This window comes from Streptomyces sp. NPDC003036 (assembly GCF_040611175.1).
Lineage (GTDB): Bacteria > Actinomycetota > Actinomycetes > Streptomycetales > Streptomycetaceae > Streptomyces.
The window spans coordinates 1-22,598 of record NZ_JBEXNO010000050.1; the positions used below are offsets into that span (position 1 = coordinate 1).

Annotated in this window: 22 protein-coding genes and 2 pseudogenes; 11 read left to right on the forward strand and 13 right to left on the reverse strand. The window is 70.5% G+C overall.

Annotated features, from left to right (window positions below; all coding sequences use genetic code 11):
- Positions 1–148 precede the first annotated feature (148 nt).
- Together ABZX67_RS28845 and ABZX67_RS28850 are read right to left on the reverse strand one after the other, a co-directional pair.
- Positions 149–1,318, reverse strand: coding sequence for a lytic polysaccharide monooxygenase (locus ABZX67_RS28845; RefSeq protein WP_355366086.1), 1,170 nt, complete (start codon positions 1,316–1,318; stop codon positions 149–151).
- Positions 1,319–1,501: 183 nt separating this feature from the next.
- Complete coding sequence (locus ABZX67_RS28850; RefSeq protein ID WP_355366089.1) at positions 1,502–4,759, reverse strand: amidohydrolase family protein; 3,258 nt, start codon at positions 4,757–4,759, stop codon at positions 1,502–1,504.
- A gap of 211 nt (positions 4,760–4,970) precedes the next feature.
- Here ABZX67_RS28850 and ABZX67_RS28855 point away from each other — a divergent pair, with 211 nt between their 5' ends.
- Both ABZX67_RS28855 and ABZX67_RS28860 read left to right on the forward strand, forming a co-directional pair.
- Positions 4,971–5,882 carry an NUDIX domain-containing protein gene (locus tag ABZX67_RS28855; RefSeq protein ID WP_355366092.1) on the forward strand — a complete coding sequence of 304 codons (912 nt, stop codon included), beginning with the start codon at positions 4,971–4,973 and terminating at the stop codon, positions 5,880–5,882.
- Positions 5,883–5,917: 35 nt separating this feature from the next.
- Positions 5,918–6,448 (forward strand): NUDIX domain-containing protein, encoded by a 531-nt coding sequence (locus tag ABZX67_RS28860; protein WP_355366095.1) that lies wholly within the window; start codon positions 5,918–5,920, stop codon positions 6,446–6,448.
- Between the two features lie 54 nt (positions 6,449–6,502).
- On the opposite strand, the gene ABZX67_RS28865 is transcribed toward ABZX67_RS28860, so the two are convergent.
- On the reverse strand, positions 6,503–6,685 hold the full coding sequence (locus ABZX67_RS28865; protein ID WP_355366098.1) for a hypothetical protein: 183 nt from the start codon (positions 6,683–6,685) through the stop codon (positions 6,503–6,505).
- 114 nt (positions 6,686–6,799) lie between these two features.
- Between ABZX67_RS28865 and ABZX67_RS28870 the strand changes: the two genes are divergently transcribed.
- Positions 6,800–7,150 carry a cupin domain-containing protein gene (locus ABZX67_RS28870; RefSeq protein ID WP_355366101.1) on the forward strand — a complete coding sequence of 117 codons (351 nt, stop codon included), beginning with the start codon at positions 6,800–6,802 and terminating at the stop codon, positions 7,148–7,150.
- Positions 7,151–7,188: 38 nt separating this feature from the next.
- Here the strand turns inward: ABZX67_RS28870 and ABZX67_RS28875 are convergent, their stop codons facing one another.
- Entirely contained in the window at positions 7,189–8,199 is a 1,011-nt protein-coding gene (locus ABZX67_RS28875) for a Rieske 2Fe-2S domain-containing protein (RefSeq protein ID WP_355366104.1), read from the reverse strand.
- A 113-nt stretch (positions 8,200–8,312) separates the two neighbouring features.
- On the opposite strand from ABZX67_RS28875, the gene ABZX67_RS28880 reads away from it, so the two are divergent.
- The 4 genes from ABZX67_RS28880 to ABZX67_RS28895 all read left to right on the forward strand — a co-directional run bounded on the left by ABZX67_RS28880 (position 8,313) and on the right by ABZX67_RS28895 (position 11,815).
- The gene (locus ABZX67_RS28880; protein WP_355366107.1) at positions 8,313–8,873 is read left to right on the forward strand and encodes a PadR family transcriptional regulator; all 561 of its coding nucleotides are present in this window, start codon (positions 8,313–8,315) and stop codon (positions 8,871–8,873) included.
- An 81-nt stretch (positions 8,874–8,954) separates the two neighbouring features.
- Entirely contained in the window at positions 8,955–10,676 is a 1,722-nt protein-coding gene (locus ABZX67_RS28885) for an acyl-CoA dehydrogenase family protein (RefSeq protein WP_355366110.1), read from the forward strand.
- Between the two features lie 425 nt (positions 10,677–11,101).
- On the forward strand, positions 11,102–11,401 hold the full coding sequence (locus tag ABZX67_RS28890; RefSeq protein ID WP_355366112.1) for an alpha-amylase: 300 nt from the start codon (positions 11,102–11,104) through the stop codon (positions 11,399–11,401).
- Between the two features lie 48 nt (positions 11,402–11,449).
- On the forward strand, positions 11,450–11,815 hold the full coding sequence (locus tag ABZX67_RS28895) for an MmcQ/YjbR family DNA-binding protein (RefSeq protein WP_355366115.1): 366 nt from the start codon (positions 11,450–11,452) through the stop codon (positions 11,813–11,815).
- A gap of 211 nt (positions 11,816–12,026) precedes the next feature.
- On the opposite strand, the gene ABZX67_RS28900 is transcribed toward ABZX67_RS28895, so the two are convergent.
- Positions 12,027–12,959, reverse strand: a complete 933-nt coding sequence (locus ABZX67_RS28900; RefSeq protein WP_355366118.1) for an NADP-dependent oxidoreductase — start codon at positions 12,957–12,959, stop codon at positions 12,027–12,029.
- A 116-nt stretch (positions 12,960–13,075) separates the two neighbouring features.
- On the opposite strand from ABZX67_RS28900, the gene ABZX67_RS28905 reads away from it, so the two are divergent.
- The 4 genes from ABZX67_RS28905 (at position 13,076) to ABZX67_RS28920 (ending at position 15,579) form a co-directional block, all read left to right on the forward strand.
- Complete coding sequence (locus ABZX67_RS28905) at positions 13,076–14,050, forward strand: helix-turn-helix domain-containing protein (protein WP_355366121.1); 975 nt, start codon at positions 13,076–13,078, stop codon at positions 14,048–14,050.
- 33 nt (positions 14,051–14,083) lie between these two features.
- The gene (locus ABZX67_RS28910; RefSeq protein ID WP_355366124.1) at positions 14,084–14,326 is read left to right on the forward strand and encodes a hypothetical protein; all 243 of its coding nucleotides are present in this window, start codon (positions 14,084–14,086) and stop codon (positions 14,324–14,326) included.
- A gap of 24 nt (positions 14,327–14,350) precedes the next feature.
- The gene (locus tag ABZX67_RS28915) at positions 14,351–14,896 is read left to right on the forward strand and encodes an SMI1/KNR4 family protein (protein ID WP_355366127.1); all 546 of its coding nucleotides are present in this window, start codon (positions 14,351–14,353) and stop codon (positions 14,894–14,896) included.
- 62 nt (positions 14,897–14,958) lie between these two features.
- A complete protein-coding gene (locus ABZX67_RS28920) occupies positions 14,959–15,579 on the forward strand; it encodes an SUKH-4 family immunity protein (protein WP_355366130.1) in 621 nt (206 codons plus the stop codon).
- Positions 15,580–15,626: 47 nt separating this feature from the next.
- Here ABZX67_RS28920 and ABZX67_RS28925 read toward each other — a convergent pair whose 3' ends face one another.
- The 8 genes and pseudogenes from ABZX67_RS28925 to ABZX67_RS28960 form a co-directional block, all read right to left on the reverse strand.
- Positions 15,627–16,253: an RDD family protein gene (locus ABZX67_RS28925; RefSeq protein ID WP_355366133.1), complete on the reverse strand. Its 627-nt coding sequence runs from the start codon at positions 16,251–16,253 to the stop codon at positions 15,627–15,629.
- Positions 16,254–16,358: 105 nt separating this feature from the next.
- A pseudogene (locus tag ABZX67_RS28930) lies at positions 16,359–16,523 on the reverse strand (pirin family protein); the annotation flags it as partial.
- Between the two features lie 231 nt (positions 16,524–16,754).
- A complete protein-coding gene (locus tag ABZX67_RS28935) occupies positions 16,755–17,660 on the reverse strand; it encodes a tyrosine-type recombinase/integrase (protein WP_355366136.1) in 906 nt (301 codons plus the stop codon).
- A 302-nt stretch (positions 17,661–17,962) separates the two neighbouring features.
- Positions 17,963–18,148, reverse strand: a complete 186-nt coding sequence (locus ABZX67_RS28940) for a hypothetical protein (protein WP_355366139.1) — start codon at positions 18,146–18,148, stop codon at positions 17,963–17,965.
- 303 nt (positions 18,149–18,451) lie between these two features.
- Complete coding sequence (locus ABZX67_RS28945) at positions 18,452–18,661, reverse strand: hypothetical protein (protein ID WP_355366142.1); 210 nt, start codon at positions 18,659–18,661, stop codon at positions 18,452–18,454.
- 384 nt (positions 18,662–19,045) lie between these two features.
- A pseudogene (locus ABZX67_RS28950) lies at positions 19,046–19,701 on the reverse strand (IS5 family transposase); the annotation flags it as partial.
- Positions 19,702–20,293: 592 nt separating this feature from the next.
- The gene (locus tag ABZX67_RS28955; RefSeq protein ID WP_355366145.1) at positions 20,294–21,196 is read right to left on the reverse strand and encodes an aminoglycoside phosphotransferase family protein; all 903 of its coding nucleotides are present in this window, start codon (positions 21,194–21,196) and stop codon (positions 20,294–20,296) included.
- Between the two features lie 33 nt (positions 21,197–21,229).
- Complete coding sequence (locus tag ABZX67_RS28960; RefSeq protein ID WP_355366148.1) at positions 21,230–22,513, reverse strand: helix-turn-helix transcriptional regulator; 1,284 nt, start codon at positions 22,511–22,513, stop codon at positions 21,230–21,232.
- Positions 22,514–22,598: the final 85 nt, after the last annotated feature.

Below are 22,598 nucleotides of genomic sequence, written 5' to 3' on the forward strand. Positions count from 1 at the left end.
GCCGGGGGCGCGGCCACCCGGGTTTGTAGTGCGGCGCGGGGCGCGGCGGGGGTGGCCCTGGCCCCCCACCGCTCCGCCCCCCGGCCCCCGCCCGGGCGCCGGCCCGGCGGGGGACGGGGTGAGTGAGGGGCTTACGGACTTGTGGAACCTATGGGCTGACGCAGCCGATCATGCCGACCGGGTAGTCGTTGCCCGTCGAGGTGGCGGTGAAGCCGAAGGTGACGCTGCTGTCGGCGCCGATCGTCCGGTTGTAGTCCACGTTCCGCACGGTGACCGTGCCGTCCGCGCCGTTCGTCAGGGCTCCGCCCCAGATGCTGCTGATCTTCGTTCCGACGCCCGGCTTCCAGGTGACGCCCCAGCCGTTGGTCGGCGTGGTGCTGTGGTTCATGACCTCCACGGAGGCCTGGAAGCCGCCGTTCCAGGAGTTGACCACGTTGTAGACGGCCATGCAGGAGCCGGTGTGGGGGTCGGTCGGCGTGGGAGTGGGCGTCGGGGTCGGGGTGGGGGTGGGTGTCGGCGTGGGGGTGGGAGTCGGCGTGGGGGTGGGTGTCGGCGTGGGGGTGGGAGTCGGCGTGGGGGTGGGAGTCGGGGTCGGCGTCGGGTTCGAGCCGCGGATGCCGGTGACTTCGCCGTTGCCGCCGTCGAAGACCACGTCGGAGCAGGAGAAGAAGTTCTCCTGGCTGTCCGAGCGCACCCACTGGATGAAGATCATCGCGTCACCGGAGCGGCCCGCGGGCAGCTTCAGGTCCCAGTAGTAGTGGCCACTGCTGGAGCCCACGGAGCCCTGCTGGGGCGGGTTGGTCACCGTCTGGATCAGGTCGAGGTCGCCCCAGGCCAGCGGGGTCGTGGACGACCAGCCGGGCTTGGTGAGGTAGACCCGGAAGTCACCGGGGTGCGCCGCCCAGTTGCTGTACTTCACCCGCATCGTCGCCCCGGACGTCAGGTGCGTCTTGGGCCAGTCGGCGCGGGCCGCGTTGTAGGCGGAGAAGTTGTAAGGGGACCGGTCGCCGGCACTGCACAGCTTGCCGTCCGGGACGTAACCGGCGCCCCGCCCACCGGCGTTGGAGTCGAGCACGGCGAACCAGTTGTACAGGGCGCTGCCGCCGCTCTGCGCGAGCGCGGCCTTGCACGCCGGGTTGGTGGGGTCCAGCGCGCCGGTGCCCGTGATGGCGTCCAGCTGGCACAGGTAGGTGCGCGAGCCGGGCATCATGGCGACGCCATGCGCCTGCGCCGTGTTCTGGCCTAGGAGCAGCAGCCCGATCGCGGACAGGAGCGTGGCGAAGGCGGTTGCCAGGGAGTACGTCTTACGTCGTGACACAAGGCCTCACCTTTCGAGCCTTTCGAGTGGCAATGATGATCTGCACATGACAATGCTTGGCCCCGCCACTTGGGAGCGCTCCCACCGCTACGGTACCCAGACGTAAAGAGGGTGTAAACGGGAGCGTCTCAAGAACCGCCCGAGAAGCGCCCCAGAAGCGCTTCAAGAGGCGTCCCGAGAAGCTCAGCCGAGGCCGCCGTCCGCGCCACAGCAGCCGTCCCGCCGCAGCTGCCGCCCGACGGCCGACCAGTCCACGCCGGAAGGCTCCTGCGAGCGGCCGGTCCCCGTGCCGGTGCCGGTGGTGGTGTCGGCGAACGCGGCGACGAGCGCGGCCTGTTCGTACAGCACCCCGCCCCGCAGCACCGAGGCCGTACGCACCAGCGTGTCGAAGTCCGCGAACGGATCCCCGTCCACCACCGTCACGTCCGCCACCTTGCCCACCTCCAGGCTGCCCAGGTCCCGTTCGGCACCGAAGGCACGCGCGGGCAGCAGGGTCGCCGTGCGCAGGGCCTGCGCCGGGGACAGGCCGCCGAGGCGGTGCAGCGCCCGCAGGTTCATGTGCAGCGACAGGCCCACGGGCACAATCGGCGCGTCGGTGCCGAGGACGACCAGCCCGCCCGCGGCGAGCACCCGCCGGTAGAGCCCCGTCTCGGTGCGCAGCGCGGCCAGGTGCGCGTCGCTCGGCGGGCGCGCGGCGAGCTCGCGTACGGCGGCGGTGTCCCACGGCGCCATGACGGCCGTGACGCGGGGGTCGCCGGCGAGCCGGGGGTCGGCTCCCACCAGGTTCATCGCCGAGAACGGCGTGGCGATCAGCGTGAAGTCCACGCCCCGCGCGGTGTAGATCTCCTCGACGTCCTGGTAGGACCGCCCGGTCGCCGTCGTCGCGTGCCCGAACTCGGCGCGCTGGGTGGCCTGGAGATGACTCGTCAAGTCCTGCCCGGTCTGCACGCCCGGCGAGCAGAAGTGGCTGCCCGCGCGGACGCCGAGCCGCTCGTGGGCGAAGCGGGCCGCCTCCTCCATCACCCACGCCGGGGCGCGTACATACGTCTTGACGACGTCCCAGTCGAGCGCGGCTCCGCGTTCCAGCGACCGCCGCAGGCCGTCACGGGTGAGGTGCGCCCTGCCCATGCTGTACGCCACGCGGGCGCCGTCGAGCAGTTCGCCGCAGGTCAGCAGGCGCGGGCCGGCCAACTGCCCGGCGGTGACCGCCTCGCGGAGGCGTGCCTGCTCGTAGGCGAATCCGCCGAGCGAGACGGCCGTGGTGATGCCGTACGCCAGTTGGGAGGCCGTCTGGCGGCCGCCGTAGGTGCTCTGCCAGGGGTGGGTGTGCGTGTCCCACAGTCCGGGCAGCACCGTGCCGTGCGCGGCGTCGACGCGCCGCAGCGCGGGCCGGGCTCGGGACGGCCGGTGCGGCTCGATCGCCGCGACGCGTCCGCGGCGTACGACGATGTCGACGTCCTCCCGTACCGAGGTGTCGCCGCCCGTGCCGTCCCACAGCCGGCCCGCGTGCACGACCGTGTCGGCCGGGGCCGGGCGCCGGTGGTCCAGCGGGACGCGTACGGTGCGGGCCGGGCCGCCGACGGCAGCCCCTCCCCCGGTGAGCCGCAGCAGCCGCAGCCGGGTCCCGGAGAGGTACAGCAGTGTCCGGGAGTCGCCCGACCAGGAGGGGTGGTCGGCGGGTTCGTCGACCAGTCGGCGCAGGCGGCCCCGCGGGGTGCCGTCCGGCGTCACCGGCAGCAGGCACAGCGCCGACTCCACGATCAGCGCCATCCAGCGCCCGTCGGGCGACCAGACCGGGCCGGAGTCGTAGCGGTCGGAGATCGAGGTGTGCGGCCGGACGGCGTGCAGGCGGGTGGCGCCCGTCTCGGTGTCCGCCACCCGGATGAGGTTGTAGCCCTCGCGGAAGCGCCGGTTCACCCGGTTGCGGTCGCACCATGCGAGGTGGCGGCCGTCCGGGGACCAGCTCGGCCGGCCCGGCAGCCCTCCGCCGCCGAGGGGCGCGGCGACTACCCGTTCGGCGCCCGTGGACAGGTCGCGGACGATGACGTTCCCCGCCACGTCGAGGCAGGCCAGCCGGGTGCCGTCGGGCGACAGGGCCGGGAGGACCCGGCCGCCGGTCGCCAGCGCCGTCCGCGTACCGGAGCCGAGGTCGAGGCGGTACACGCCCAGCAGGCCGTCGCTGTCGTCGCAGTACACCAGGGACCGGCCGTCCGGTGCCCAGACGGGCCCGAGCACATAGCGGGTGGCGTCGGCGCGCAGCAGCCGGCGGGGCGGCCGGCCGCCCGTCGTACCGGTCACCCAGAGGGAGTTGAGCGCGGCGAAGGCGACACGCCGGCCGTCCGGTGACAGCGCCGGCAGGTGGATGCCGCGGACCGGGCGCAGCCGGTCGCCGTCGAAGTCGTGCTGCTTGGCGCGGTAGCGCGGCCGCTCCACGGGCACGGCCGCCCGGAACGGGATCGGCTCGGGTGCGTGCGGCGTCTCGGGGCGTACGAGCGTGAAGCGGCCGTCGACGGTGAGCAGCAGCTCCCCGGCGGCCGTCCAGCGCGGCGGCACGGGCGCCACGTCCCCGTCGACCGCCACCGGTGCGCCGTCGACCACGAGGGTGCACGAGCCGTGGGGCGCGGGCGTGATCCGGAGATACGCCAGCCGCTTCCCGTCCGGTGCGACGGCCGGGACCATGACCTGCGCGGCGGCGCGCTCGGTGTGTACGACGTCGACCGCGCCGCTCCCGTCGGCGGCCACGGCCGCCACCGTCCGGGCCTCCAGGGTCACCGTGCCGGTGGGTGTGGTCAGGGCCCGGGCCCGTACGAACAGGATCCGTTCGCCGTCCGGGGACCAGGTGGGGTCGAAGTCCTCCCAGGCGCCGTCCTGCAAGGGGCCGTCCTGGCCGGGCAGTCCGCTCACCCGTGTCAGCGCGCCGCCGCGCAGGTCGAGCACCCAGATCCGGTACGGCGCGCCGGTGACGGGGTCGCCGCCGCGCTCGGACGCGAAGGCGATCCGCGTGCCGTCGGGAGACCAGGCCGGGCCCCGGTCGTCCCAGGGCCCTTCGGTGCGCCTGCGGAGGTCCGATCCGTCGGGGCGCACGGTCCACACGTGGAACCCGCCGTCCCGGTACGCGCAGAAGGCGACAAGCGTGCCGTCGGGCGAGACGGCCGGCCGGTTCGGCTCCAGGTCGGGCGGGGTGAGCGCGACGGCCCTGCCGCCGGCGCGGGGCACCGACCACAGGACGTGCTGCACCTCGGCGATGAGCCGGTCGCCCGCGGGCAGGAGGTCCGCGGAGCCGTTGGTGGCGGCGGTGAAGCCCAGGCTCAGGCCGGCGGTCGGCGGCGGGACCTTCGCGGCGGCCTCCGCGGCCCCGACCGACGGTACGAGCACGGTGCCGGCCGCCGCCCCGGCTCCCGCGAGGAAGCCGCGGCGGGAGAGCCCCTCGGCTTCGGACATCGGCTGCCCTGCGTCCAACGGTCCTCCCGGTCGGAGTGTTCGGCGCCCATCACGCACCCGCGCGCGCAGGAGCATCCTTCCGCGCGGTCCCTTCGGCTATGCACGTCCCTCACCGGCGCCGCCCGTGTGCCGCCTGTCCGCTCTCACGCATCGATACGGTGACGTGAACGGTGGGCGGGCAGGCCCGCCGATCCTTCAGGAGGGTGGACCCATGCGCGCCGACCCCGGCACGGCCACGAGTGCCGCCGTGATCCTCACCAACTCGCGCGGCCAGTACCTGCTGCATCTGCGCGACGCCCACAAGGCCATCTGCGATCCGGGCACCTGGTCGCTGATCGGCGGCGCGTCCGAGGGAGGGGAGACACTCGACGAGGCGATCGCCCGTGAGCTCCACGAGGAGGCCGGGCTCGCCCTCCCCGGGCTCACGCCGTTCACGACCGTGCGCGCCGAAGGCCCCCATGTGACGGAGGGCCGCATTCAGGTGTACACGGGCCGGTGGGACGGCGACGCCGACCGGCTGCCGGTCGGCGAGGGCATCATGTTCCGCTGGTTCGACGTGGCGACCATGGCACAGCTGACCATGTGCCCGTGGGCGTACGAAGCGATCCTCGCCCACCACGGGCAGCACGGCGTTCCCGCACCGGCGTCCGCGCCTGGGCCCTTGGCGGTGCCGCAGCAGCGTCCCGACGCCGTACGGAACGTGATCGGCGCGCACCTCTACCTGGAGCGCGACGGCCGTACGCTCCTCGGACTGCGCCACCCGGAGGCCGCGTACGCGGGCGAGCACTGGCACGCGCTCGCCGGACACGTCGAGTACGAGTCCGTCCGGTCCGCTCTGGTGAGGGAGGCCGCCGAGGAGGCGGGTCTCCTCGTCCGGCCCGAGGACCTGCGCCTGGTGCACACCGTCCATGTGCTCCCCCACGCCGCCGCCGAGCCGCGCCTGCAGCTCTTCTTCCACGCCACCGCGTGGTCCGGTGAACCCGCGGTGCGCGAACCGGACCGGTGCGTCCGGTGGGAGTGGTGGCCGCTCGACGGCCTGCCGGAGCCGATGGTGCCCTACACCCGCACGGCCATCGACGGCATCCGCGCCGGCCGCGCCTACTCCGAGCTGGGCTGGTCGTGACCGCCTCGGCCGCCCCGGGCCCGGGTACCCACGGCATGACCCCGGTTCGGCGGCACGCGGAGCCGGTCGACGTCCACCTCCTCCTCCGCCGGAACGGCGCGGCGGGCCCGGAGGTGCTGCTGTCGCGCCGGGCCGGCGCGGTCTACGCCGCCGGGATGTGGCACCTGCCGTCCGGGCACCTGGACGGCCCGCACGAGGACGTCGTCGACGCGCTGGTGCGCGAGGCACGCGAGGAGACCGGGGTGGTCATCGAGCGGGCCGATGTCCGTGCCGCCGTCACGGTCCATCACCGCAGCCCCAGGGGTGGCGCTCGGGTCGGGTTCTTCTTCGCGGTCCACCGCTGGCGGGGCGCCCCCGAGATCCGGGAGCCCGCGGTGTGCGACGGGATGGACTGGTTCCCGCTCGACGCGCTGCCCTCGCCGATGGTCGCCTACTGCCGCGCGGGCCTGGACGCGTACGGCTCCGGCGCCCGGCTCGCCCTGCACTTCCAGGAGCCGGGCGACCCGGTCGCGTACGCCCGGGAGTCCGACCGGCTCCGGCTCGTACCGGAAGGGGGCACGCCTTGAGCCCGGCGTGGCTGCCGCCCGAGGGGAGGCGGCCGCGGGCTGCCCGTCAGCCCGTCACAGCTTGAGCAGCGCTCCGCGCCAGGTCCATCCCGCGTCGAGGACCGCCGTGCGGAGGGGGTCCCGCATCTCCGCCAGGTCGCCGAGGGCGAGCAGCGCGGCACGGACCTCGGCGCTGGAGCGGGGGGCGACGCCGCCGGAGGGGTATCGGGTGCCGGTCAGTCGGTCGAGAAGGCGCATTCGATCATCGTAGGGATGGCCGGCAAGAACCGGCTTCGTCGCGGAGGTGCTCGACGGGTGGGACTTCCCGCCCCCGTCACGGGCCCCGACCTTGAGTGCGTACAGTCAGGGCCCATGACGAACCGATCCTCCTTCGTGGTGCACGTCCCCGACGCCGAGCTGGAGCCCGAGCCCCTGGACCCCGAGCAGATCGTCTCCGGCGATCCGGTGGTGACCGGGAAGGTCCTGTGGGAGTCCGCCGACGGCAAGCAGGTGCGCGGCATCTGGCAGATCACGCCGGGGGTGGTGACGGACACGGAGGCGGACGAGCTGTTCGTCGTCGTCAGCGGGCGCGCCACCGTGGCCGTCGAGGGCGGGGACACCCTGGAGCTGGGGCCGGGTGACGCGTGCGTCCTGCGCGCAGGGGACCGTACGACCTGGACCGTGCACGAGACTCTGCGCAAGGCGTACCACATCTGCCTCTGAGGCCGCTCAGGCCACTCTGGCCACTTAAGTCACCGGTGTCAGCCCGCGCGCGCCGTGTCCGCCGCGCCTGCCGTGACGTCCGCCAGGTGCCGCAGCCGCACCTCCAGCCGCCCGTCGGCGACCCGGGTGTCGAACGACGGCTGCGGCGCTGTCGCGGGTCCCCGGACGTTCCAGCCGTCGGCGAGCCGGAAGACGCTGCCGTGCCAGGGACAGCGCACGCAGCCGTCGTCGATCTCGCCCTCCGACAGCGGTCCGGCCATGTGGCTGCACCGGTCGGCCAGCACATGGATGGATCCGCCCGGCTCGCGGAAGACCATGACCGCCACCTCGCCGACGTGGCTCCGTACCGCCCTCCCCACCGGGAAGTCGGCGAGGTCGCCGACCGTGTGCCAGCCGGGCTCCATCATGTTCGGCACCTGCTCGGCGTGGTTCGCGCCGGACGCCTGGCGGTACGCGAGGTGGCCGCCCAGCGCGCCGCCCACCATGACCGCCGACAGCCCGGCCAGCCCCAGCGCCTTGCCCCGCCACACGCGGCCGCGGCGCCTGGCCGCGTACGAGGCCGCGTACAGGGCGACGGCCGTGATGTTGCCGGCCGCGTGGACGAGCCCGACGCGCTGCTGCTGCTTGGGCAGATCGGCCCAGTCGGTCCAGCCGGCCACCGCGGCGGGCCCGGCCGTCGCGAGCCCCACGCCGATCAAGGTCCGGGAGGCCCGGCGGTTGCCGGGCAGGAGGTCGAGCACCGCCGCCGACAGCCACGTCCCGATGGGCACCTGCACCATCAGCGGATGCAGGGGGTGCCCGAGCCATCGGCCGTGCAGCGCATCCCGTCCGGCGCCCAGCGGGGCCGCCTGGACCGCTTTCCGCACCGCGTCGATCAACCAGTCGGCTCCGGACCACCGCTCCAGCCCGTCCACGCCCCGGAGGACGCGGCCGGGCCCGTCGGCCGACGGCAGCAGCCGCCGCACGGCCGCCGCCGTGGTCGCCGCCGCCCCGGCCGCCGCCCCGGTCCGGGTGCCTGTCCTGCTCTCACGCTTGCCCGTTGGTTTCATGCGGAGCGGGTAGCCGCTCACGCCCGGGGGAAACAGCCGGCCGCCGCGTGACCCGGGTCTCACCGTGCCGCCACGACTTGTCTATGCAACAAGTTGCATAGCAGGATCACGGCATGGCGCTCGAGCACGCGATCCTCGTCTCCCTGCTGGAGAAGCCCGGTTCCGGCTATGAGCTGGCCCGGCGCTTCGAGCGGTCCATCGGCTACTTCTGGACCGCCACCCACCAGCAGATCTACCGCGTCCTCAAGCGCATGGAGGCCGACGGCTGGGTCGAGGTGCGCGAGGTGCCGCAGCAGACCCGGCCGGACAAGAAGGAGTACTCGGTCGCCGGGCCGGGCCGGGCGGCCCTCTCCCGGTGGCTGCACGATCCGATCGAGCCCGAGAGCGTCCGGCACGACCTGGCCGTGAAGATCCGGGGCGCCGCCTTCGACGACCCGGCCGCGCTGATCGAGGAGGTCGAGCGGCACCAAGGACTGCACCGGGACCGTCTCGCGCACTATCTGGCGGGAGAGCAGCGGGACTTCGGCGCGGACCGGGCCTCCGACGCGCCGCTCGACGCCGGGCGGGAGCTGCAGCACGCGGTGCTGCGGGGCGGGATCGCGTACGAGCGGATGATGATCGCCTGGCTCGACGACGTACTCGCCACCCTCCACCGGCTCGGTCCCGGCCGCTGAACTCCGCTGCCCCGCCGCCCCTCCCCTCCCCCGTCCTGTCCTGTCCTGTCCTGTCCCCAAGCCGGAAAGGCGAGCACATCCATGGCCGACACGCTGCTGTTCAACCCACGCACCTACGACCCCTCCCACTTCGACGCCGAGACCCGCAGGCTGCTGCGCGCCACCGTCGACTGGTTCGAGGAGCGCGGCAAGCGCACGCTCATCGAGGACTACCGGTCCCGCGCCTGGCTGGCGGACTTCCTCGCGTTCTCGGCGAAGGAGCGGCTGTTCGAAACGTTCCTCACGCCCGCCTCCGCAGCCGGCGGGCAGCCGGACAAGCGGTGGGACACCGCGCGGATCGCCGCACTCAACGAGATCCTCGGCTTCTACGGGCTCGACTACTGGTACGCGTGGCAGGTCACCATCCTCGGCCTCGGGCCCGTCTGGCAGAGCGACAACGCCGCCGCCCGCGCCCGCGCGGCCGAACTGCTCACTCAGGGTGAGGTGTTCGCGTTCGGCCTGTCCGAGAAGACCCACGGCGCCGACATCTACTCCACCGACATGCTGCTGGAGCCCGACGGCGACGGCGGCTTCCGGGCGAGCGGCTCGAAGTACTACATCGGCAACGGCAACGCCGCCGGGCTCGTCTCCGTCTTCGGCCGCCGCACCGATGTCGAGGGCCCCGACGGGTACGTCTTCTTCGCCGCGGACAGCCGCCACCCGGCGTACCACGTGGTGAAGAACGTCGTCGACTCGTCGAAGTACGTCAGCGAGTTCCGGCTCGACGGCTACCCGGTCCGGCCCGAGGACGTCCTGCACACCGGGCGCGCCGCGTTCGACGCCGCGCTGAACACCGTCAATGTCGGCAAGTTCAACCTCTGCACGGCCTCCATCGGCATCTGCGAGCACGCGATGTACGAGGCTGTCACGCACGCCCACAACCGGATCCTGTACGGCCGGCCCGTCACCGCCTTCCCGCACGTGCGCCGGGAGCTGACCGACGCGTACGTCCGTCTCGTCGGCATGAAGCTGTTCAGCGACCGCGCCGTCGACTACTTCCGCTCGGCGGGCCCGGACGACCGGCGGTACCTGCTGTTCAACCCGATGACCAAGATGAAGGTGACCACCGAGGGCGAGAAGGTCATCGACCTCATGTGGGACGTCATCGCCGCCAAGGGGTTCGAGAAGGACACGTACTTCGCGCAGGCGGCGGTGGAGATCCGGAGCCTGCCGAAGCTGGAGGGCACGGTCCACGTCAACCTGGCGCTGATCCTGAAGTTCATGCGCAACCACCTGCTGGACCCGGCCGACTACCCCACCGTGCCGGCGCGCCTGGACGCCGCCGACGACGCGTTCCTCTTCCGGCAGGGCCCGGCCCGCGGTCTGGGCTCGGTCCGCTTCCACGACTGGCGCCCCGCCTTCGACGCCTACGCCCACCTGCCGAACGTGACCCGCTTCCGGGAGCAGGCGGACGCCCTGTGCACGTTCGTCACCACCGCCGCCCCGGACGAGGAGCAGAGCCGAGACCTGGACCTCCTCCTCGCCGTCGGCCAGCTCTTCGCCCTGGTCGTGCACGGCCAGCTGATCCTGGAGCAGGCCCGTCCGACCGGCCTGGACGAGGACGTCCTGGACGAGCTGTTCGCGGTCCTCGTACGCGACTTCTCCGCGTACGCCGTCGAGCTGTACGGCAAGGACTCCGCCACGCCCGAGCAGCAGCGCTGGGCCCTGGACGCGGTCCGGCGCCCCGTCGTCGACGACAGCCGGTCGGCGCGCGTCTGGGAGCGTGTGGAGGCGCTGTCCGGGGCCTACGAGATGGCGCCGTAAGACCGGTCGCGGAGCGCCTGCGTCGTACGACCGGGCGCTCCGCACCCGTACCGCACCGCACCACACCACACCACCCCGCCGGGATGCGCGATTTCCGGCCGAAGTGTGCGGTCGCGCGGCCGACTTCGGCGCGCTCGGGGCGGCGGTGCAGGTGGGCGGCCTGGGGCCGCCGCGTACGACGGGGCTCGCCCCGCGCCGTGGCGCGCCGGGCGACGTGGCGGTGAGGGCGATGCCGCAGGTGGGCGATGGCGCCGTTCCGAGGGCGTCATCCGGCGGAAACCTGTGGGACACGCGGTCTTCGAGCGAGGCGGCGCAAACCGGATCCACCAGCGCCGGCGGCGTCGCACACTGGACCAAGTGTTCAACTCATGAAGACAGGAGTCCCAGTGAAGCGGGTTGTCCGTTCAACTTTTAGCGCAGCCGTGATGGTGGCCCTCTGCGCACTCGGCCCCGTCCCCGCCGCGGCGGCGGCCGACTCCTTCGCACCCGCTCCGGCGTGCCTGGAGCTGGCCGGCGGGTGGCGGTACACGCTCGTGAGCAATCACTGCGGCACGCCCCACCGGGTGACGGTGGAGTACCGCGACGGCACCGTCGCGCCCTGCCGCGAGGCCGCCGCAGGTGACACGGTGACGTTCGCCGGGTACGGCCCGCAGGGCAATGAGGCCCTCGGTGTCCGCCTGTGCGCGGCGGCGGAGGAAGGGGCGGGGGCACCGGCAACGGCCTGACCGGCTGCGGAAGGTGGGCTGTCAGTGGCGCTCGCTACCGTGAGGGTCATGATCGATGCCGAGGACGTCCGCCGTATCGCCCTGTCCTTCCCGGAGACGGTGGAGAAGGAGGCGTGGAGCATGCCCACCTTCCGCGTGGCCGGGAAGATGTACGTCACCATCCCCGACGACCAGACGTCGTTCGCCGTGCGCTGCCCCAGGCACGAGCGCGCCGAACTGATCGCCGCCGAGCCGGAGAAGTTCTGGGTCCCGCCGCACGAGGCGAGTTCCGCATGGGTGCGCGTGCGGCTCGCCGCGCTGGAGGACCTGAACGAACTCCGGGACATCCTCGTCGACTCTTGGACGCAGGCGGCCCCGGTCCGATTGGTCGAGGTCCACCCCGACCTGAGACCCGGCGGGGCGGCCGACCGCTGAGCGGCCCGTGTCGACGTCCTCGCGCGCCCACGCGGCGCGTCGCCGGCGCAGTCCGCCGACACGGGTGCCGTACGCGCCCTGCCTGCGGACCGATGCGTTGCGGTGCGCTCCGGCGCTTGCCGGGGAGTGCATGCCCTGGCCGACCGGCTGCGTCCCGGGCGGCGCAGGCGCACCGCGCCGGCTCCCTTGCCCCGGCGCTCCTCGGGGAGGGTCAGTTCCTGACGCTGAGCACGATCTTGCCGGACGTGCGGCGGCGGTCGCCGAGCTCGTGCGCCTTGGCCGCCTGGTCGAGCGGGAGCACCGTGGCGATCTCGGGGCGCAGCAGGCCGCTCTCCACCAGGGCGGCGATCTCCCGCATGCCCGCCTGGTCGGCTTCCACGATCATGAAGGCGGCGCGCCGGCCGAGGGCGGCGGCCTCGTCGGCCAGGTAGGCCTCGGCCGGGGAGGCGAGGGAGACCAGGACGCCGCCGGGGCGCAGGGTGCGCAGTGAGCGCGGCCCGTAGGCGCCGCCGATCGTGTCGACGACGACGTCGACCGGCGCGACGGCCGTCTCGAAGTCGGCTTCGGTGTAGTCGACGAGCTCGTCCGCACCGAGGCGGCGCAGGAACTCGTGCTTGGCCGCGCGGGCCGTTCCGGTCACATGGGCTCCGCGGGCCTTGGCGATCTGGACGGCGAGGTGTCCGACTCCTCCCGCCGCCGCGTGGATCAACACCCGCCGGCCCGGCCGTACTCGGGCCACGTCGACCAGGGCCTGCGAGGCGGTGAGCGCGGCCAGCGGCAGCGCCGCGGCCTGTATGTGCGTCAGCGCCTCGGGCTTGCGGACCAGGTGCCGGGCCGGGGAGGTCACGTACTCGGCGTACGTGCCCGCCGGGAGCGGGTGGCGCGGCAGTCCGAACACCTCGTCGCCGGGAGCGAGTGTGGTCACCCCGGGGCCGACCGCCTCGACCACGCCGGAGACGTCCCAGCCCAGCCGTACCACCGCACCGGCCAGGCCGCCGGAGGCGCGGTGCCAGGAGTCCGTCGGGTTCACCCCGGCCGCGTGGACCCGTACCAGCACCTCGGCCGGGCCGGGCTCCGGGCGCTCCACCTCCATGATCTTCAGAACCTCGGGCCCACCGAATCCGTCCTGACCGATCGCACGCATCGCCGACTCCCGTTCCCCGTCGTCAGCGGGCCCCAACGGCCCGTCGTGATCAAGCTTTTCGTGCGCGGCGGAGAGGAACGAGTGGCAAGCTTGCCAACACCTGAAAGGATCTTGCCATGCATCGCGTCCTCGCCCTCGACGGTGTCTATCCCTTCGAGCTCAGCATCCCGGTACGGATCTTCGGCACCGCGACCGGACGCGACGGCGAGCCGCTGTACGAGGTGGCCACGTGCGGGCTGGACGGCGGGCCGGTCACCACGAGCGCCGACTTCACCATCGCCGTGGCGCACGGGAGCGAGGCGCTGCGTACGGCGGACACGGTCGTCATCCCGCCGTTCACCTGTGGCCCCCACGGGGGCTCCGACGGGCGCCCTACCGCCGAACGGGACTGGCTGCCCGACGCGTTGCGCCGGGCCCTGACGCTGGTCCCGGAGCACGCCCGTATCGTGTCGATCTGCACGGCCTCGTACGTTCTCGCCGCCGCGGGCCTGCTCGACGGCCGGCCCGCCACCACCCACTGGAACGAGGCCGACCACTTCCAGCGCTCCTTCCCGCACGTCCGGGTGGACCCCAACGTCCTCTTCGTCGACGACGGCCGGGTCCTCACCGCCGCCGGCGTGGCCTCCGGCATCGATCTCTGCCTGCACCTGGTCCGCCGCGACCACGGGAGCGAGATCGCCAACCGGGTGGCCCGGCTGTGCGTGGTGCCCCCGTGGCGGGAGGGCGGCCAGGGGCAGTACATCGACCGCCCCGTTCCGGAGCCCTCGGACGCCACTACGGCCGCCACCCGCGACTTCGCCCTGCGGCAGCTGCACCGACCGCTCACCCTGGCCGAACTGGCGGAACACGCCGGCATGAGTGTCCGGACCTTCTGCCGACGGTTCCGCGAGGAGACGGGCATGCCGCCCGGCAAGTGGCTCACCCGGCAGCGCGTCGAGCACGCGCGGCGACTGCTGGAGACCTCCGACCTGCCGGTCGATCAGGTCGCCGCCCACGCGGGCTTCGGCACCGCCGCTTCGCTCCGCCAGCACCTCGCCGCCGCCATCGGGGTCTCGCCCTCGTCGTATCGCCGGGCATTCCGGCCGGCGTGAGGGACCGACCCGGAGCCGCTCCGCGATGCGCTGTTGTTCCGCACATCGCAGCGCATCATTCCTCCGGTCATCGTGCTGGTCCTCGCCACCTTGGGCGCCCTGGAGATCCGGCTTCCGGGTGTCGAATACTCCGACTCCCCATTGATCTCCGCCATGCTCGCCCTGATCGCGATCGACGCGTTCGTCGACCGCGTGGAGCCCGTCCCCCTTGGGCCCCCGCCAAGGCCCCTGGCACGGCACGCACGGAGCGGCACGGTGGCGCCCGTGAAGCAGTGACGGCCGAGCCGTAGGCTGCCTGTCATGACGAGATTCGCAGAGGTCCTGGCCACGTTCTGGGCTGAGGGTGACTACGGCGTCCAGCCGCCGCTGACGGACGAGGCGGTGCGCGAAGCCGAGGGTGCGCTCGGGGTGACGCTGCCCCCGGCCCTGCTTGACCTTCTGCGGCTCCAGAACGGCGGCATCGTGGCTGCTGATCACGATGCGTTCCCCACCAGTCAGCCGACCTCGTGGAGCGAAGACCATGTTCCTTTCGATGCCCTGATGGGCATCGGGGGGCTCGAGCACACGATGTCGCTCCTTGACACGCCTTACTTGGTCGAAGAGTGGGGCCTGCCATCGCCGATCGTGCTGCTTTCCGGCGACGGGCACTGCTGGATCGGTCTCGACTACCGCGGTCGCGGCCGGGACGGCGAACCATCGGTCACCTGGTTCGACACCGAACTCGGCACCGAGCTCGCGCTGGCCAGTGACTTCGGGACGTTCGTCGAGAAACTCACCGCAGCGAGCGTCTTCGATCCGGACCTTGGCGATTCCACGTCGGATCGACGCAGTACCTCTACCGTGTGACCGCTTCCGTGCCCTGAGAGTTCCACGGTGGCCGTGCCGCCACCGAGTTCGGAGTTCCCGCAGTGCTTTTCGACGTGACCCGCAGCGAACTCGCCGACCTCTTCGGCGAGGACCGGATCGCGACCCTGCCCGCCACCGCCTTCCCACCCTCCGCCGCCGACACCGAGGGCGCCCGCCTCCTGCAGACCGTTGGTGTCCCCACCCGGACGCTCCGGCTGCGTGAGCCCGACGAGGACACCGGCCGACTGCTCCTCGTCCACGACGTCGTCGACGCCGAGGACTTCGAGGACGCCCCGGAGAACGCGGGCCGATGGCCCGTCATCGGCTGGCTGCTCAACACCCACCTCGCCTTCGACCCCGGTTCCGGCAAGGTGCACGCCTTCGACACCGACGAGGAGACCGTGCGGGAGCTCCACACGGATGTCTCCTCCCTCATCCAGGTCACCCTCCGGTTCCAGCGCCTGCTCGAGGAGTTCGCCTTCAGCGGCGACGACAGCGACGACGAGGAAGCCGACTTCGAGCGCCTGGAGCGCGAGGTCGAGCGGATCCGTCAGGAGACGAGCGGCGTGGACCCGCTGCCCTTCCAGGACGACGAGACGGTCTGGTCGGTGGTCGGCGAGGAGATTGCGGCGGGCCGGCGCTTCCAGGGCAACAGCCCGGGAGCCCGCTCCCTCTACGGGTGATCGCCGGGTGATCGCCGGCAGATGTCGCTTGCGGTCCGGAGGACCGGTCAGCCGGCGAGGTCCTTGCGGCGGGCGTACCGCAGGCCGGCCAGGTCCGCGTGGTAGAGCTCGCCGTCGTCGTTGTCCGTGACGGTTCCGCGGGCTGCCCCGCCGCCGCCCATTCCGCGGAAGAACGCCCGCAACCAGTAGTACGGCTGGAGGGGCAGCCAGCACAGCCCGCACAGCCAGCGGTACACGGTGCGCCAGAACGTGGGGCGCCCGCCGTCAGCGGCACGGATCACGCGTATGCCGCTGATCAACTTGCCGAGGCTGGCCCCGCAAAGAACCGTCAGCAACACCTGGTTGACGAAGGAGATGCCGAGCAGCGTGGCCAGAGCGATCAGCGGGCGGCCCTCTTCACCTCTCGCCAGCGCATACGGGACGCCCACCGCGACGACGAGGTCCAGTGTCACGGCGAGCCACCGCCGCCCCTCCGAGGCGGGCCGCGGCACGCGCCCGTAAGGCAAGGGCTGCTGCCCGTACGGAAGCTGCGGGTCGTACGGTGAAGCGGGTGCCTGGGGAGCGTATGCCTGGCCGTAGGGCGGCTGTGCGTACCCCGGCTGCTGCGGGATCGGTGACGGGAACGGGTGCTGCTGGTACGGCTGGTACGGCTGGTTCCCCGATGGCGTGCCCATGCCCACATCATGCTGTATGAGCCGCCTGGCTGATCAATCAACCCGGGCAGGAGCGGCGCTCACGCATGAGGTCTGCTCTGCAGGGCCGGGACGGCGTCTTCGAACTCAGCGCACCCTCCCCCGCGGCTTGAGCGCCACCGGCGGAAGCGCGGGCGCGGGCAGCCGGCCCCCGGCGTAACCCTTCACCTCACCGAAACGGGTGGTACTCATCCAGTCCTCGCGCGCCCGTTCGATCTCCTCGTGGGACCGGCCCACGAAGTTCCACCACAACTCGCACAGTGATCGCATTTACGCAGGTGAACGGCCCGCAAGTGACCTTGGGGTCAGCAAAAGGTCAGTATCATCCCCGGAACGCTCTCGCGCCCGCCCGTCGTTGTCGCGTGACGACAGGCTGACTCTCCTACCTGCCGTCAGCTCACATAACCGGCGGAGGCTCCGCAGAAGGGCACCACCAGCCCCTTGAGGCCCCAGAGCCGTTCCCGGCCTACGGGGTACCAGGCATCATGCAGCGAGCCCCAGGTCGAGGACCTGAGCCGCACTGCCAATGGATCCGGGCATCAGGTGCCGGTAGGTCTTGAACGTGACCTCGATGCTCTTGTGCCCCATCCACTCGGCTACGTCGGTGATGGGCAGGCCGTTGGCGAGGCAATTCGAGGCAAAGAAGTGGCGAAATCCATACAGAACCATCCCTTCGGGAATCTCCACATCACCCGAGTTCTTGATCCGCTGCCATTGGTTCCCGAGGTAGTAATAAGGAAACGGCTTGGATGGGTCTTTCGGGTGCCTTAGCAAGTAGCCGTCAACGGTCCCGTACTTCTCCACATAGGCCTCAATGGTGAACTTGACCCGAGCGGGGAGGGGAACGTCCCTATATTCACCTAGCCTGCGGTGCTTCAGGCGAGAGTACTGCCCGGTCGTCTGGTTCACTTGCTCCTGAATTCTGTACACATCATCGGCGACAATATTCTTCACATTCACGGCCGCCGCCTCTCCGTTCCTCAGACCACACCCACTCATGAGGTCTGCGATCAAGGTAAAGGAATCGTCGCCCGCTATGCGGATATCCCGCAGCTGTGCAGGGGACGGAATGACCGCACGAGCCGGATCGTACTGAGGAGGCTTGACCCCATCGAGCGGGCTGTCGTCGTACAATCCGAGCTTATGGGCGTCGAGAAGGATCGCCTTCAGCTTATCGAAAGCGTTGGACTGGGTCGCAAGCCCTGCTCCATTCCGTTCCATGGTGCGAATGAAGCCCTCAACCACCTTGTGATCGAATGAGTCCATGCGGCGACTTCCCAACACCGGCAGCAGATGATGCCGAAGCAGTGAGTCCAGGTGCCGCAAGGAAGCTGCCGCCAGGTCACGCTGTCCATGCTTCCACTCTGCAACGTAATCCTCGAAACGCATACCTCCATACCGCTGGATCCGCTCAGCCTTACTGTGGCTGCGGGAACGATCCTTTTTCGCGTTATAGATTTCCGTCAGACGATCGATCGCCTTTTGCTGCGTCGCAAAGCCAGACTCGACCGTCTGCTTACCAGCAACGTTTCGATAGCGAATCTTGTACGGGTGCGGACACCTAGACCATCTCGACTCTGGGTGAGCGCACCCCTTGAAGAGGGTCCCCATCCCGCGCACCAACGTCCTAGCCAACAGGCACCGCCTCCATCGTGAATCTTGATCTTCTTCGCGTAACTGAGGGCCGGAAGCTAGGTGAGCCGCCTCTGCTTAGCCCACCTCTTCACCTCGTCGACATCAAACTGCAGCTTCGCATTTCTTCCGCCACCAAATTTGTATCCCCTCAACCCGCACTTCGCGGCATCACGATAGACCCAGGCAACCGACATATTCAGAAACTCCGCCGTTTCCCGTGCGTCCATAAAATGCGCCTTCATGAGATCTCCTTACAGGCTGGGCCCCAGAACCAGGTGCACACTCCTCCACGACACAGAGCTGCGGTCGGCGAACCCAACATTCCGCGTGCGGAGCAGCACAGCAGTGGTCACGGACCCTTCGTTATCGGTGGCGGGGACGCCAACTTCCCCACGGGACGGCGGGTTGCTCTCCATCGACCACCAAGCGAAAAGGCTGCGCTCCGGACCACCGCCAAGTAGCCGGTACGCACCACTGATGTTCCGCACAATGCCCGGTTTCGGAAACCGGGCATCGTCGGCTATATATCGGCCAGCGAAGGCGCCTCAGGCGCAGGTGTAGGTGCGAACCGGCTCTTCCTCGCCGGTGTGCATCAGGAGACCCGCGGCGACAAGCCGTGCGACGCTCGCCTCGACCTTCTGCGGGAGAAGGTCGAGGTCTCCCGCAGCACGGGCGAGACTGACCTTGGGGTGAGCGGCCACGTAGGCCAGGACGCGAGGATCGCGACGCAGGTCCTGCTGGAGCAGATCCTCCATGAAAAGGCCGGCGGCGCACACGCACAGGCAAAGTGCGGTGGCGAGGGCTCCCCGGTTCCCCTCAATTTGCGCCGTGACGCGGCATTCATCGCACCGAGGACAAAGAGTAGAGGCGACGTAACGCGAACTGATCGAAGCATGGGTTTGGACAGAGCATCCTCCGCAGGGGGTGTCGTAATCAACATGCGAGCCTCCTCACGGGAAGCGGCTGCTGATCGAGATGTTGTACGTTGACATCCCTTTGCGGGGTGTTCCAGTCCTTGCCGCGCTTTTCCTGTCTGCCATGAGCGATCTTGTGCCGCGTGACGATGACCTGAAGCCGTACACCGGCACCTGCGATCACATGAGCGGGACGAGACCGATCAGAAAGAGCGGAAGATTGCTGTACGCCTTATCCGCACTCACGCTGTCCGGTGTGGTGCGCGGGCGACCCGGCCCGAGGCGGGGCACCCGAATGCGTTCCGTGACTGGCTCGAACTGCAAGCAGTCCGCCCGCTGGCCTGCCGTCAGCAACAGTGAAAGCACGCGGCAACGCCCGTCCGCGCTCCGGTGGATCTTGGTGGTGAAGCCTCCTCGGGAGCGACCGAGCGCCTCACCTCCTGCACCACCTCCGCCAGGCGGGCTCACAGTCTCGCGCGCGGTCTTCCGCTCTGGTGTGCCAGCGCGGCCGCCCCTTTTGATGCGGCGGGCGGCGGAGCCTTCTGCGCGCCGGCCGCATGCTGGTGGGCACGGATCGAGGTGGAGTCGACCGAGACGTCCCAGTCGATCCCACCGGCGGCATCGGCCTGGGCTTGCACCTGTTGGAGGAGCCGTTCCCAGGTTCCGTCGGCTGACCAGCGCCGGTGGCGCTCGTAGACGGTCTTCCATGGCCCGTAGCGTTCAGGCAGGTCACGCCACTGCACCCCGGTTCGCTCCCGGTGCAGGATGCCGTTGACCACCTGGCGATGATCGCGCCACCGCACGCAGCGGTTGTTGCCCGTGGGTAGCAGCGGCTCCAGGCGTCGCCACTCCGCCTCTGTCAGATCCCCCCGACCAGTCACGCAAGAAGCAACGAACCAGTGGGTGACATGGGTACGGTCAGCACCTGCGATGCCACCACGCCAACTCCGGGTGTTCCGTCGGCTCGTGATGCGTTCGCCCGAGGAGTACCGCGTCCAGGCGCTCGACCTGCACCCGGAGTTCGCCGGCGGCCCTTGGCGGAAGCATGAACAGAGCCTCTTGCAGCTTGTCCCGGGCCCAACCCTCGCCGCAGCAGGGGCAGGTGAACTCCGCTTCCCATTGCCTCCACCGGCGCCTCGTGCCGTGGGCGCGCACGGACCACACGCTCAGCGCCACCGCCACGATGCCCGGAGACAATCGCTCCCGTTCGAGCACACGGACAGCGGCATTCGCCGCTCCCGACAGACCTGGGACATCGCGATACCGCGCCCAGGGCATACCCCAGCCGCGTTCCCGCAGCCGAAGTGAAGCTGGTGTTCTACGAGGCACGGCCCCTTCGGATGCATGTCATGGACGGCATCCTCCCACATCCCAAGATCGGCCGGACAGAACCTACGTGGCCTCGATAGTTGAATCGCTTCGACAGAGCGCTCGGGAGGAGCCGAGTCGGTCCGAATAGAAGGCGGATAGTCGTTAGAGGATGTTCCAGGCGAGGTGTCCGTCCCGCCTTCTTAGTCCGTCGACTCGCCGCTGGATCTCACTCAAAGATTCGGGAGCATGTCTAACTTTCCGGGCGTTAGTGGTGATCATCCGCAGCTCTCGGATATCACGCAGAACGGGATAGTATGCGCTTTTCGTGATGTCCCAGCCGTAAGCGTCCGCGAACGCTTGGTAGTGCGCCGGGCCGTAACCGAACCGTCGGCAGTGGACTTCGACCGTGACGAGGTCCCATTCCGGCTGACCGCGGGCCACCGTGTCCCAGTCACATAGGACCGCAGATCCGTCGGTGGTGTGCAGCGCGTTTCGGTGCTGCGGGTCGCCCTGTATCAGCCCAGGGGCAAGCGTGAACCGGACCTGCCTCAGTTCCGCTTCGAGCCGGTCCGCCTCCTGCTCCAGGTAACGGAGAGCGGCGGCTGGGAGACACGTGACCGCGGTCAGAGAGCGGCGGATTGCGCGGATGTTGTCGTGCTCAGCGAGCGCGATCGGGGGTGAGGGTAACGAGTGGAGCGCCTTCAGAGGGCCGGCCAGCTGCCCGGCCGCCACCGGGTGCTCTGGCTGCGGCAGGTAGGTCCAGAAGGTGACAGCGTGCCCATCGACGATCAGCGGCTGATCGCCAGGGTGAAGGGGGACGGTGGGGAAGCCTGCTTCGATGAGCCAGCGTACGAAGGCAACCGTGCGCGCAACACTCTCGGCGTCCGTCCCCTTCCGCGCGATCTTGGCCACCACCTGTTCCTTCTCCAGCAGGAGAACGGCGTTGGTGTGGCCGCGCAGGAGACGCGCATCACGGCTGTCGAGGCCAGCCTTCGTACAGGCCCGCTCCAGCACCTGGTACATCTCGAACTCGTCGAACCCACCGGGGGCCGGCGTGATTGTCATGTCGCACAGGCTTACCGACAAGGGCCCGTCCTGTCACATCCGGCTTGGCGGAAGCTCGATGATCTCAAGTAGCTCGCGTGCCACTCGGCTGGTCCGTATCGCCGGCGGAAGGACCTCTACGACCTCACGGGCTCTTTCTTCCACGATGGGTGTGCGGTGGGCAGGATCCATCCGCAGGAAGGTGGCGCCGGCCAGCTGGCATGCTTCGTCGGGGCTGCGGTCCCGCGCGTAGCAGATGGCCGCTTCAAGCCGGAGGAGCGCGGGGTCGATTCCTGTCTTGTCCTGGTAGAGGACGAGCGCCGCCTCCTGCACCTGGCGTGCTTCGCGCGTGTGCCCGAGAGCCGTGAGCGTCCCGCTCTTGTAGAGCAGGTAGCGGCGCTCCGGAAAGGCGAAGGCGTCATCTGCCGAGCTCCCGCCGAACTGTTCGAAGACATTCGTCGCGTAGCGCAATGTCGTTCTGGCCTCGGCGTCGGCGCCCAGCTTGGCCAAGGCCCGTGCCTCTGCTGCAGCCGCGAAGGCGTGCGTGGCACTGGTCGGCGCTCGGCTGCTGATGACCCTGGCCTCGCGGCACAGATTCACCGCGTTGGCGATCGGACCGTAGTAGAAAGGCAGCATCGCGGCCTGGGCCCGGACGCGAGCTCGAAGCTCCGAGTTTCCGCTGTCGTCCGCCGCGGTACGCGCTGTGGCGTACCAAGATCGCGACCGGGTGAGGTCGCCGAGCTTCATGAGCGCGTCGGCGGTCAGGGTGGAGAGCATCGCCGTCAGCTCGGAGAGCCGGACCTGGACGGCGGCCGGCTGCCGACATGCGGCCAGCCCCTCGACCTCCGTAAGGAGGTCGATAAGGCGGGCGAGCATCAGGGCTGGCGGGGTGGAGATGTATTCCTGGCTCGCCCAGAGGACCATCTCGTCGATGTGGTCCAGCTGGCTGGAGTTGACCGTCGCGGAGGCGAGGGTTCGGTCTACTGCACGCCGCGCGGCGTCGACCCTGTGTGAGAGGTGTTCGGCAGCGGTCGGGATCCGCTCACCGACTGCGGACGTGGGGATGACCTCTGCGCTCTGCCCATGCCGGTGCTCTGCCATAAGGACTACTTCGGCGACGGTCTCGCTCTCGTCGAGACCTAGATCACCGGGCGAGCAACCGTAGAAGGCGGCGAGTACCAGCACGGTCGTGCGGAGCGGTTGATGTCCTCCCGTCTCCCAGAGCCGCAGCTGTTCCACGGTGACCCGCGGGGCCCTGTCCCAGTCAGAGACGAGCTCGCGGATCTGGTCTGCTGCCTCTGCAAGGGTGAGGCCCCTGGCCAGACGGCGGGCGCGCAAGGGGGAGACGGAGCAGTGCGCCTGAATCGTGCGTGCGATCTCGTCGGTGGAGTGCCCGCGTTCGGCCCCGCTCTCGCGTAACCGC